Raw genomic sequence first — 11,799 nt, 5'->3', positions numbered from 1 at the left:
TTTACAGCTGCAATCTACAGTTTACCTTGTTCTTGAATCGGTCATTCAAGGACAACAGCAATGCGCCGCTTAGCGCTCAACCCATGTCTCGTGATTGTTCTGGCGGCATCGGGTTTCAGCGCGTACGCCGACGAGAAGAAGGCCGACAGCGGCAGCTCGGCGTCACTCGCTCCGCGTACGAAGATCGAATGCTCGCTCAAGCGCAAGCCTGGTGAACCCCTCGATCCCCCGTCAACGGCCGCGATCCCCGTTCCCGAATCCTTCGTTGCCAGCGAGTATTTCAGGGAGGACATTACGCCGACCGCGCGCGTCAAGATTTCGTGGCTCGGCGCGACCTTCGCGCGCCGGTTCGCCGTCAAGGTCGAAACCACGGACGACGCATCTCTGCAGACTCATGTCTTGAACAATCCTGCAAATGCCGCGCAGATCGTCGATGAGCTGGGCGCTCGCGCCGAGAGCAAGCTTGCCGATGTCTGGTGTCTCCTGCAGCTGCAGGCCAACGGCGAAAGCGGGGCGCTGCAGACCAGCGCCGCTCCGAACCTCTTCTTTGTCCGTGACGGCACGGGCGATCTCGGCGTGGTTGACGCCCTGTGGGGTGGCGCGGGCTGGGAAATTGGGGCCAGTCCCATCAGAAACCCGCGGGCATGGACTCCCGGCACGCGCGTTTTCTCTCACTGAGACCACCTGACCCTTGCCCGGCCCCGCGGGGCTCGTTGAGCGCCTTCGCATAAGAAAGGGAGGACTGCAGCTTTCGGCTCGGCCGCTTCTGCCCATTGATCTAGATCAACGTCATTTCGGGGATCGTCTGGCCCATCAATCACGCATTCCTTCAGACGTTGATGTGCGAATTGACCGAATGGAGCGATGGACATGGGCATCCTTTGGACGATCATCATCGGATTTCTCGTCGGACTGGTCGCGAAGTTCATCATGCCCGGCGACAAGTCCGAGCCCAAGGGGTTCATCTTGACGACGGTCCTGGGAATTATCGGCGCCTTCGTTGCGACCTGGCTCGGTCAGGCCGTGGGATGGTACCGGTTCGGTGAGGGCGCCGGCTTCATCGGAAGCGTGGTCGGTGCCATCATCCTTCTGTTTCTGTACGGCCTCGTCATGGGTCGTCAGGGACGCGCCTGATCGAGCACATGATCGGCTGAGCATGAACATCAGGCTGCCAGCTGTCGCACTGCTCGCGATGATCGTGCCAGGGCCGGCGCAGGCCGCAACCCTCAGCGAGGCCGAAGCGACGTTCCTCGACCAGCTCGTCACCGCATCCGCGGTGCTGGAGCAGCGATGCTCCGGCTACGAGGTCGATGGCTCGGGCAGCGTTCAACTCGGCGCCCGGCTTCTCGGCAGCCCCGATGCGGCGATGGCGATGATCGACGCCTATGCTGCGGCCATCAAGGCCTTTGATGGCGAGAGCTATGATCCCGGAAAATTCCGCCCCGAGGTGGCCGAGGCCGCCAGAAGAACATTCCGGCAGGTTCGGACGGACTTGATCAGGAACCCGACACGGGCCTGCGCCGATCATGGCGACACCAGCGTGGCGCGCGGCCTGCTGAGACGGTACTGAACGGATTTTGCGCGACATCAGCCGCGGGCGATGTCCTGACTTATCTTTTGCAGCCGCGTGAAGGCGGCCCACGCTTTTGGATAGTCGGCGTCCTTGGAATCGATCGTGAGCAGCGCGCGGCAGGCCTCGTTGATCTCTTCCGGCGAAGGACGCGTCGAGATGTTGGCCGATGACTCCGCCTGCTTCCAGCGGTCCTCGATGTCTTTCGCCAGGGCCAGTGCCTCGGACGGAGTTCGTTTCCGGGTGGATCGCGCCAATGCGTGATCCGGAGGGAATGTGGGCCAGGCGGCCGGAGGCCGATCGGCCCGCCACTCACTCTCCTTCTCCTTGGCGACCCCACGGGCCGCGGGCGGATTTGACCCCTGTCCATTTGCAGCATCAGGCGGAACGGTCTTGGCGGCGAGCTCGCGGACCTGCTGCTCCATCGTGCCGCCGGATGATCCGCCCGCTGAAGCGGCAGGCTTCGTCAGGCCGGGGGCAACCGACGTCTGCACGTCGGGGGCGACCTTCTGAACGGTTTTGACGACCGCCGCCACGCCGGGTGACACACCCGGCCGCTGCTGCGCGACCTTGTCCTCCTCCGTGGGGCACGGTCTGTATCCCGAACGCTGATGCGTGATCCGTCCGTCGTCGTCGATGCGGGCAAAATCAATGGCCACGGTGTAGACGAAAGCGACATCGATGAACTGGCCGGACTTGTCCCTCGCCTTGACGCCGCCGCAAACATACCTCGCCGCGCCGGCCTCAACCGAATGCAATGCGCTGAATTTGGCCGAGTCCGGATCGATCAGCGCATGTTTGACGGCTGCGCGCGCTTTCGAATGTTCCGAGGAGAACGTGCTGAGCAGGACATCCGGGTCGAGGAAAGCGGGTTGGTAGTACCACACATACTCCGCGGCGAAGAATGCTCCGCCGAAGGCCACTGCGATCAGGAAACCAGGTACATTCATGGGACTGTTCCGGGAAATGGAACCCGGCATGGTTGTTATGTATTCCTGAAACCATTTGAGATAGAGTCCTCTAACAACCGGTTAATCGGTTGAGTGATTGCGCGGCATCTACCAGAAGATTATCGGCTGTCCTGACACTGACGTGATCGCATTCCTGTCGTACGTCATTTTGCAACGCGCGCTTCCTGCTTCTTGGTCACATGCCAGAGCACCACATGGTAATGCGGCATATCCACGCCGGGGTGACCCGGGTTGAAGTAGAGGCTGACGTGGTCAACTGGTCCTGCTGACCCGGCCGCCTCCAATGTCTTGTGATCGTCGATGTCCTTGTTCGGGATCATGTACACGGTTGCGACCAGACGGTCCCTGCGATCGAAGCTCAAGAACGGCCCCAGTGGCAAAGTGTCGGGCTTGACGAAGATGATGCCGAGGCCTGGAAAGAACTTCGGGAAGTTCACGAGATCGCTGACCCGCTTGTATCCGTTTTTTTCCGCGACCTCCCGCTGATTTGGCGGCGGCCGAACGACTTCGTGCTTTCTGTGCGCCTTGCTCTTTCGGTGAGGGGCTGCCCTGGTTTGCTTGACCTCATCGGCCGGTGGCGCGGCGGCCGGGGGGAGCAGCTGTGGCGCTTGTGGCCAGAAGGGAGCAAATTGGGCGGAGGGGCGCCTCACATCGGCGATCAAGGCGAGCAAAGCAACCAGGGCTGCCGTCACCACGGCTTTGCGCATCGACAACTCCCGAGCTTTGTGTTTGCCAAAGTTTGCTCACTTGGCCGGATTGCGTTCTCTCCAGCGCAGGAAATCCCGGAACAATTCTTCGTGGTCGGGTAGATCGGCGGTTGGCTTTCCCTCGAGGAACCGGCCGAACGCCTTGCGAAGCGCGGCTTCGCCTCCCGATTGCTGCTGGAGCCAGCGCTCTGCCGGTTGGAATCGTCGCCATCCGGGGAGCTGCGCGGCCAGGTTTACCTCGCGCCATTTAGGGTGATGGGCGTCGCCCAGAAATTCGGGAAAGCGCGTGAACAATGTCTGGACGAAGAATTCCAGCAACCGAAACCGCTCGTTGCCCCTCGGCCAGTTGTAGGCGAAGAGAGCTGATTTGATCGCAATCGTGTCGACGCTCGCCTCGGCGGCGATCAAATTCGGGTAGTCCTTGTGGCGGAGCGTCGATGGCAGATAATCTTGTTGCAGCAGCTCCTTGAAGTAGGGGATCGGCAGGATGTGAATACGATCGAGTTGTGAGACCTGCGTCAGGACGCTGACCGGTTTTCCCGAGACCAGCAGAGCGGCGGAGAGATCTCCCTTCCTGAGACCATCCAGCGCGGCCTCCGGTCCCAGGCTCGACTCGATGATCTTGACGCCCAGATGGTTCAACACTTCCCGGCCGAGAATGGCGCCGGCACTGCCCTCGTCCCCAAGATTGACCCTCTTTCCCGACAGCTCCGCCAGGCTTCTGATGTCCGCCCGCGCGAGAAGATGGAACTCCTCGATATGGAGCGGAACAATGTAGGTCAGCCTGTCAGAAATATCCCCGAAGGTCTTTGTCTCCCGGAGCCGGTCGACCAGGACGACGGGCGCGATCGCCACGTCGGCACCCGCAAGGGTGAGCACATCAAGGACGTTGCGGACACCGCCGTTTCCCACGATTGGCAGGACCCGCAATGCGACCTGGCCACGAGGACCGGTCTCCTGGCCGCCGGCGAGCGTGGTCGCAATGTCCTGAGCGATCGCGAATTCAGTGCATTGCGGCGATCCGGTTACGAATCCCACCGTATACGGGTCCGCAGATCGTCCTGTTTCCTTCTTGGGGGTGTCTTCCTTTCTCGGAGACACCTTCGTGGATTCGCTCGGAGAAGCAGGCGGCCGCTTTTGCGCCAAAGAATCCTGGACCTGTCCGCCGAGCCAGGCCGCTGCAATTAATGCGATGAACAAACCGGTCCGCATCGCTCCGCAGACCCTCATTGTTCAACCCGCTCGGACAGTCTCCCTTGGGGTGACATGCTCCGAGAAACCGCCACCTACCGCGTCTGAAGCAAGACCGAGGCCAGTGCTTGGCCTTCCAACGCGCCCGGGGCAGCGGCGTTCCGTGATGGATGCCTGCAGCAGAAGTTCGCCGACTAGCGCGCGGCCTCGCCGGCAATCCGCGCCAGATAATCCGACTTGCTGAACTGCATGTGATCGACGCAGAGCTGCGCCAGCGCCCAGCTGTCGCGGCCTTTGAGCAGCTCGATCATCAGCTCGTGCTGGCGGCGCGATTGCGCGAGACCCTCGCGGTCGGCGAGGTTTTTTGCGCGCATCGGCAGCGTCAGGTTCATGTAGTCCTGGAGCGAACGCACCAGATAGGGATTGCCGCAGGCCGAGAACAGCGCGAGGTGGAAGGCGTCGTTGGCCTCGTGGATGCCGCGCAAATCCTGCACGTCGGCCCTGGCGCAATATTGCCGTTGCAGCGCGCTCAGCTCGTCGATCAGGCCTTGCGGTGCGGGCAGGGGGATCATCAGCGCGGCCTGCCGCGTCAGCATCTCTCTGACCTCGTAGATCTGCCGCACCTCCTCGGCCGAGTAGAACCGCACGGTGGCGCCGACATTCTTCTCACGGCGGACGATGCCGCGCCGCTCCGCGTCCACCAGCGCCTGCCGCACGAAGTGTCTGGAGGTGCCGTAGCGCGACATCAACGCGTCCTCGGTGAGGCGCGCGCCGGGCGCGAGGCGGCCGAAGATGATGTCTTCCTCCAGCCGCGCGACCACGTCGTCCGGATCGTCGCGCCGGACCGTCATGGCGTCTGCGGTGCGTATGTCGGACATGCCCTCAGCCTCCCGGCCTCGAGCCGGTCCCGACTGTGGAGCAGGGAAGGCGAGGATTGTCAATAATCTGGTCGTTTGGCGGTGCCGCGGTCCGGAAAATGGCAATGCTGGCGCCTGTCTTATTGACAATCAGGGGGCAGGCTGTACGACAATGGCAACTTCAGGAGTGGCATGATGACGAGTGGTTTGCGCAAGGGTCTGACGAGCTACGGCGATGCCGGCTTTTCGCTGTTCCTGCGCAAGGCGTTCATCAAGGCCATGGGCTATTCCGACGACGCGCTGGAGCGTCCGATCGTCGGCATCACCAACACCTATAGCGACTACAATCCCTGCCACGGCAACGTCCCGCAGATCATCGAAGCCGCCAAGCGCGGCGTGATGCTGTCGGGCGCGATGCCGTTCGTATTCCCGACCATCTCGATCGCCGAGAGCTTTGCGCATCCGACCTCGATGTATCTGCGCAATCTGATGGCGATGGACACCGAGGAGATGATCCGGGCCCAGCCGATGGATGCGGTGATCGTGATCGGCGGCTGCGACAAGACGCTGCCGGCGCAGGTCATGGCGGCGATCAGCGCCGATCTGCCGACCGTGGTCATTCCCGTCGGTCCCATGGTGGTCGGCCATCACAAGGGCGAGGTGCTGGGCGCCTGCACCGACTGCCGCCGGCTCTGGGGCAAGTATCGCGCCGGGGAGATGGACGATGCTGAGATCGAGGCGGTGAACGGACGCCTCGCGCCATCCGTCGGCACCTGCATGGTGATGGGCACGGCCTCGACCATGGCTTGCATGATCGAAGCCATGGGCCTGTCGCTGCCGATGAGCGCGACGATTCCCGCGCCGCATGCCGAACGCTTCCGCCTCGCCGAGGCCAGCGGCCGCGTTGCCGCCGAGATGGCCAAGACCAAGGGCCCGAAGCCGAGCGAATTTCTGACGCCGGCATCTTTCAAGAACGCACAGGTCGTGCTCCAGGCGATCGGCGGCTCGACCAACGGCCTGATCCATCTGACCGCGATGGCGCATCGCTCGCCGCACCGGCTCGACCTCGAAGCGTTCGATCAGATCGGCCGCGAGGTGCCAGTGCTGGTCGACCTCAAGCCGTCAGGCGAGCACTACATGGAGCATTTCCATCACGCAGGCGGCGTGCCGAAATTGCTGGCGCAGCTCGGCGATCTCATCGATCTCGACGCGAAGACCATCACCGGCCAGTCGCTGCGCGACGTCGTCGCGAATGCCGAGGACGTACCCGGCCAGGACGCGATCCGTCCGCGCGACAATCCGATCAAGAAGGAAGGCGGCCTCGCCATCCTCCATGGCAATCTCGCCCCGCGCGGTGCGGTCATCAAGCAATCGGCCGCGAGCCCAAAACTGTTGCAGCACACCGGGCGCGCGGTCGTGTTCGAATCCGTCGAGGACATGACCTTGCGGGTCGACGATCCCGATCTCGACGTCACTGCCGACGACGTGCTGGTGCTGCGCAATGCCGGCCCGAAAGGCGCGCCGGGCATGCCCGAGGCAGGCTACCTGCCGATCCCGAAGAAGCTCGCGCGCGGCGGCACCAAGGACATGGTGCGCATTTCCGACGCGCGCATGAGCGGCACCGCCTTCGGCACCATCGTGCTGCACATCACCCCGGAATCCGCTGTTGGCGGGCCTCTGGCGCTGGTGAAAAACGGCGACATGATCAGCCTCGATGTTGCCAGGCGCAGCATCGAGCTGCTGGTCGACGCCGCCGAGCTGGAGCGTCGGCGCACCGCCTTGAAGCCAGCCGCTGCACCCGAAGATGCGCGGCGCGGCTACGCCTGGCTGTTCAACGAGACTATCATGCAGGCCGACGAGGGCTGCGATTTCGACTTCATGCAGAGGACTGGGAAGACCGAGAAGGGCTGATAGCAAGCGAGCGCTCAGACCGCACAAGCGGCGGGCGACAAAACAGGGGGAAACGATGATTGCACGATCCATGTGTGGGTTGGCGGCCGTGGTCGCCATGCTGTTCGTTACCGAAGCGGGGGCACAGGAGGTGAAGCACTATCGCTTCGCCTATGACCAACCGCGCAACACCGGCTATTCCATCGCGGGTGACCTCTTCGCCGACAAGCTCAAGGAATTGAGCAAGGGCACCATGATCATCGACCAGTATCCCGGCGCACAGCTCGGGCAGGAGCCGCAGGTGCTCCAGCTCGTGAAGGCCGGCGACGTCGAATTCGCCATCATCTCCTCCGCCAACACCGCGACGATCTCGCCACAGGCCGGCGTGATGTCGCTGCACTTCCTGTTCCGCGACGAGAACCACGTCATCAAGGGCCTCGCCGACCCGCGCGTGTTCGAGGCGCTGAAAACCATGATCGACGAGACCACGCAGGGCCTGCACGTGATCGCGACCGGCTCGCAGGGCGTGCGCCACATGTACTCCAAGAAGGAGATCCACAATGTCGGCGACGTCAAAAGCCTGAAGGTCCGCGTGCAGGCGACCGCGACCGAGGACACCATGTTCCCGGCCTACGGCGCCCAGACCGTGCACATGCCGTTCGGCAGCGTCTACACCAGCTTGCAGACCGGCGTGGTCGACGTCGCCGAGAACAGCATCAACGTCTACCTCGTCAACAAGCATTACGAGGTCGCGCCTGTCCTCAATATCACCGAGCACGAAGCCAACAACGCGCTGGTGTTCATCTCCGACAAGCTCTGGCAGAGTCTCTCCGCCGAACAGAAGGGCTGGGTGCAGGCCGCCGCCAACGAGATCAGCACCAAGGAGCCTGCAAAGGCATTCGAGCTGGAGCGTACGGCGGCCGACAAGCTTAAGAAGATGGGCGTGAAGATCGTCGACAACGTCGACAAGAAGACCTTCACGGTGATCGCCGATCCCTATCTCGACAAGCTCGCCAAGGATCTCGGCCCGCACGCCGAGAAGATCAAGAATCTGATCCGGTCGATTAATTGAGTCGACGGCATTCGGTGCGCTCCCTCTCCCGCTTGCGGGAGAGGGTAGGGGAGAGGGGGCTTCCGCAGAGAGACTCCCAATGACGAGAGAGCCCTCACCCGGCGCTCCGCGCCGACCTCTCCCCGCAAGCGGGAGAGGTTCAATCAACCCGCAGCCGCCGTTCAACTTGACATCATCCCGCTACAGGCGGTGACGACGAGGACGTAAATGGCCATCGCCGACAAACTGCTGGTTCAACGCCAACGCCACCTGAAATGGCGCGCGCTCGATTGGCTCGAGCTTGCGCTGATGATCCTCTGCGGCGTGCTGTGCTTCGGCTTCTCGTTGTCGGTGACCGCCGACATCGTCACCCGCACCATCGGCCATCCCTGGCTGTGGCTCCAGGAAGTCACCTCGACGCTGTTCATCTACGCGATCTTCGTCGGCACGGCGGCGGCGACCCGGCGCAACGACCACCTCTATCTCACCGCGATCTCCGAGGCGATGCACGGAACGCCGCGGCTGATCGTCGAGGTGATCATCCGCCTCGTCGTGCTCGGCGTTGCCTTCTGCCTGATCTGGTACGGCTATCAGAACTATCTGCGCGGCTTCGGCAGCTTCCGTCTGCCCTCGGGCACGCCGATCGCTTCGCTCTACGCGATCATCCCGCTCTCGGGCGTGCTGATCGGCCTGTTCACCATCGAGCAGCTCGTCAACGGCCTGCGCAACGGCTTTGACCACCCCGAGCCGCCCGAGGAAGATGCCGCGCCAGGTCTCACCGAGGCACAGATGAGGGCGCAGCCGTGAGCGCACCTGTCGTCCTGGCATTGATGTCGATCTGCTTCCTGTCGTTCGGCTATCTCGGCGTGCCCGTGCCGTTCTCGCTGATGGCCGGCGTCTTCATCGGCGCGATCCTGTCCGACGTCTCGCTGGCCGCCATCATCCAGAAGATTTTTGACGGCGTCGATTCCGAGGCGCTGCTGGCCATTCCGTTCTTCCTCTTGGTCGGCGAGCTCATGAGCTCGGCCAACGTGGTGGTACGAATAGCCAACCTGTCGGTGTCGCTGGTCGGGCATATCAGGGGCGGGCTGTCGCAGGTCGTGGTCGTCTTCAGCATGTTCTTCTCGGAAATGTCCGGCTCGACCACCGCCGACGTCGCCGTGATGAGCCGCGCGCTGGGCGGCCCGATGAAGCGGGAAGGCTATGAACCCGCCTTCATCGCCGCGATCATCGCCTCCGCCTCGACCATCGCGGCCCTGGTACCGCCGAGCATCACGGCGGTGGTCTACGGCGCCGTCGGCAACGTCTCGATCGCCGGCCTGTTCATGGCGGGCGTGGTGCCCGGGCTGATGATCGGTTTCGGATTGATGATCTATTGCTATTTCTTCGGCCCCTCCGGCCTGCGCAAGCCGCGTGCGCCGCTGCGGCAGGTGGTGTTCGCCGCAGGCGATGCGGCCCTGCCACTGATGATCCCGGTGATCCTGCTAGGGGGCATCCTGACCGGCTGGTTCACGCCGACGGAAGCGGGCGTCGTTGCCGTGGTCTGGATCATTCTGGTCGTCATCCCCGCGCTCAACCGTGGCCACTTCAGGAAAATCCCGTACGATTTCTGCCTCGCGGGCCTGATCTTCTCGCTGCCGCTGATCACGATCGGCGCGGCCAACGCCTTCGGCTGGATGCTCGCCTATTTGCGCGGCGCGACCTATATCGCCGAGTGGATCACGTCCATTGCCGGCAACGATCCGCATCTGATCATGCTGCTGATGGTGCTGCTGTTCACCGTGGTCGGCGACTTCATCGAGCCGGTGCCGACCATCATCATCTTCATGCCGCTGGTCAACGCGCTGACGGAGGCCGGCGACATCAACGCCGTGCACATGGGCGTGGTGCTGATCGCAACGCTCGCGTTCGGCCTGATCACGCCGCCTTACGGGCTGGTGCTGTTGATGGCCTCGAAATTCGTCGGCATCAGCTTCGCCAAGGCGCTACGTGCGGCACTGCCGATCTACGTGGTGTTCCTGGCGACGATCGCGTTCGCGATCTATTTCCCGAGCGTCGTGCTATGGTTGCCGCGGCAGGTGCTCCCCGAGTCGGTCGGCTGCTTCAAGTCGCCGGCGGGGACGGGCTATATCTGTCCGCAATAGCGACCTGCTCGACACGCCATTGCGCCTGCTCGCGCACGTAACGGAACGGCGTGCCATGGCTGTTCTTGAAGTAGCTGCCGCACAGCGCCTTCGCCATGCCCTGCATCACCGCGTCGTGGCAGACGAACAGGAGTTCGTCGCCGGGATGACGGTCGAGCCAGGCGGAGACGCAAGCCAGCGACCGTACGGTCATGGCGTCCCAGCGCTCGCCGTCGGCGGGCAGGATCGAGACGAGGCCCGTCGCCGATTTGACGCCGTGCTTGATCATGAGGTCGCGGACGGGCAGGCCCTCGAAGCTGCCGAAATCGAACTCGATGATGCCGTCGTCGACCGCGAGCGGCACCGCGATCGCGTCCGCGATGATCTCGGCCGTTCGCGCCGCGCGCACCAGCGGGCTTGCGACGATGCGGCTGATGCCGGCCCCGCGCAGCATCTCCACGGCCTCGTGCGCCTGCCGCAGGCCGTCCTCGTTCAGCGGATTGTCGGTCCGGCCCTGGAACAGCCCCTTGCGATTCCAGTCGGTCGCTCCGTGACGGAGGCCGTAGAAGGTGCGTGCGGGCGTCACTTCGACTTGCTCGTGAACTTCTTCACGGCGGTGCGAAACGCTTCCGTGTTCATCGCCATGATGATCTTGTGCTCCTCGGCATCCAGTTGCTGCTTCACCGGCGTGGTGGCGGCCGCATAGACCAGCGACTTGGTGCCGCCGATCGCCGCCGGTGGATTCTGCGCGAGGCGCTCGGCGAGCTGGCGCGTGGCCGCCTTCAGCTCGGTCGCGGGAACGGTCTTGGCGACGAGGCCCCATTCATGGGCCTGCTGCGCGGTAAAATTGTCCTCGGCGAGGAAGATCTGCAGCGCGCGCCGGGAGCCGACCGTGCTGACGATCCCGACCGTGGAGCCGCCATCCGGCGACACGCCGATCTTGGCATAGGCCGGCGTGAACTTGGCGTCGTCGGCAGCGATGCAGAGGTCGGTGACGAAAGCGAGCCCCATGCCGGCGCCGGCGGCCGAGCCGTGCACGCTCGACAGCGAGATTTTTGGCATGCGGCGGATGATCTCGATGAAGGCGTGGTAGTGCTTCAGCAACTCGCCGACGACCGGCGTCACGGTGTTGGCCTCGGCCGCCGCGCCAATCGTCTGCAGATCGCCGCCGGCCGAAAAGGCACGGCCTTCGCCTTCGAGGACCACGACCCTGATGTCGTCGGCTCCCTCGATATAGGCCGCGAGCTGTTCGAGCTTCTGCGCAATGGCCAGATTGATCGAGTTGAACGCGGCGGGGCGGTTGAGCGTGATGGTTGCGATCGGGCCGTCGATCCGCAGCAGGGCGGGATCGTCGGGCTTTGAGACGGGAGCTGGCATCTGATGAAATCCCCGGCAAGAGGTGGTTGGTGCAACTAAATCGCAGAAGGCGAGGGGAGACA

At 63.5% G+C, this 11,799-nt stretch carries 13 protein-coding genes; 7 read left to right on the top strand and 6 right to left on the bottom strand.

The window, feature by feature from the left end:
• Positions 1 to 60: 60 nt before the first annotated feature.
• From QA649_RS32715 to QA649_RS32705, 3 genes are all read left to right on the top strand, one after another.
• Positions 61 to 678 (top strand): hypothetical protein, encoded by a 618-nt coding sequence (locus tag QA649_RS32715; RefSeq protein WP_283020827.1) that lies wholly within the window; start codon positions 61 to 63, stop codon positions 676 to 678.
• Between the two features lie 192 nt (positions 679 to 870).
• Positions 871 to 1,134: a GlsB/YeaQ/YmgE family stress response membrane protein gene (locus tag QA649_RS32710; protein ID WP_283020826.1), complete on the top strand. Its 264-nt coding sequence runs from the start codon at positions 871 to 873 to the stop codon at positions 1,132 to 1,134.
• A 22-nt stretch (positions 1,135 to 1,156) separates the two neighbouring features.
• A complete protein-coding gene (locus QA649_RS32705; RefSeq protein ID WP_283020825.1) occupies positions 1,157 to 1,570 on the top strand; it encodes a hypothetical protein in 414 nt (137 codons plus the stop codon).
• A gap of 17 nt (positions 1,571 to 1,587) precedes the next feature.
• Here QA649_RS32705 and QA649_RS32700 read toward each other — a convergent pair whose 3' ends face one another.
• From QA649_RS32700 to QA649_RS32685, 4 genes are all read right to left on the bottom strand, one after another.
• Entirely contained in the window at positions 1,588 to 2,520 is a 933-nt protein-coding gene (locus QA649_RS32700) for a hypothetical protein (RefSeq protein WP_283026152.1), read from the bottom strand.
• Between the two features lie 164 nt (positions 2,521 to 2,684).
• Positions 2,685 to 3,248: a hypothetical protein gene (locus QA649_RS32695; protein WP_283020824.1), complete on the bottom strand. Its 564-nt coding sequence runs from the start codon at positions 3,246 to 3,248 to the stop codon at positions 2,685 to 2,687.
• Between the two features lie 36 nt (positions 3,249 to 3,284).
• Positions 3,285 to 4,460, bottom strand: a complete 1,176-nt coding sequence (locus QA649_RS32690; RefSeq protein ID WP_283020823.1) for a TAXI family TRAP transporter solute-binding subunit — start codon at positions 4,458 to 4,460, stop codon at positions 3,285 to 3,287.
• A gap of 173 nt (positions 4,461 to 4,633) precedes the next feature.
• Positions 4,634 to 5,317 carry a GntR family transcriptional regulator gene (locus QA649_RS32685; protein WP_283020822.1) on the bottom strand — a complete coding sequence of 228 codons (684 nt, stop codon included), beginning with the start codon at positions 5,315 to 5,317 and terminating at the stop codon, positions 4,634 to 4,636.
• Positions 5,318 to 5,491: 174 nt separating this feature from the next.
• On the opposite strand from QA649_RS32685, the gene QA649_RS32680 reads away from it, so the two are divergent.
• The 4 genes from QA649_RS32680 (at position 5,492) to QA649_RS32665 (ending at position 10,381) form a co-directional block, all read left to right on the top strand.
• Positions 5,492 to 7,207, top strand: coding sequence for an IlvD/Edd family dehydratase (locus tag QA649_RS32680; RefSeq protein WP_283020821.1), 1,716 nt, complete (start codon positions 5,492 to 5,494; stop codon positions 7,205 to 7,207).
• Positions 7,208 to 7,262: 55 nt separating this feature from the next.
• Complete coding sequence (locus QA649_RS32675; protein WP_283020820.1) at positions 7,263 to 8,258, top strand: TRAP transporter substrate-binding protein; 996 nt, start codon at positions 7,263 to 7,265, stop codon at positions 8,256 to 8,258.
• 207 nt (positions 8,259 to 8,465) lie between these two features.
• Positions 8,466 to 9,044, top strand: coding sequence for a TRAP transporter small permease (locus tag QA649_RS32670; RefSeq protein ID WP_260385246.1), 579 nt, complete (start codon positions 8,466 to 8,468; stop codon positions 9,042 to 9,044).
• The gene (locus tag QA649_RS32665; RefSeq protein WP_283020819.1) at positions 9,041 to 10,381 is read left to right on the top strand and encodes a TRAP transporter large permease; all 1,341 of its coding nucleotides are present in this window, start codon (positions 9,041 to 9,043) and stop codon (positions 10,379 to 10,381) included. The genes QA649_RS32670 and QA649_RS32665 overlap by 4 nt, the downstream gene beginning before the upstream one ends.
• Here QA649_RS32665 and QA649_RS32660 read toward each other — a convergent pair.
• Both QA649_RS32660 and QA649_RS32655 read right to left on the bottom strand, forming a co-directional pair.
• Entirely contained in the window at positions 10,341 to 10,946 is a 606-nt protein-coding gene (locus QA649_RS32660) for a histidine phosphatase family protein (RefSeq protein WP_283020818.1), read from the bottom strand. The two genes, QA649_RS32665 and QA649_RS32660, sit on opposite strands and share 41 nt — an antisense overlap.
• On the bottom strand, positions 10,943 to 11,737 hold the full coding sequence (locus QA649_RS32655) for an enoyl-CoA hydratase-related protein (RefSeq protein ID WP_283020817.1): 795 nt from the start codon (positions 11,735 to 11,737) through the stop codon (positions 10,943 to 10,945). The genes QA649_RS32660 and QA649_RS32655 overlap by 4 nt, the downstream gene beginning before the upstream one ends.
• Positions 11,738 to 11,799 lie beyond the last annotated feature (62 nt).

The sequence above is a fragment of the Bradyrhizobium sp. CB1717 genome (assembly GCF_029714325.1).
GTDB lineage: Bacteria > Pseudomonadota > Alphaproteobacteria > Rhizobiales > Xanthobacteraceae > Bradyrhizobium.
The sequence above is the reverse complement of the archived record's forward strand: the minus strand, read 5'-3'. Positions and strand labels throughout refer to the sequence as shown.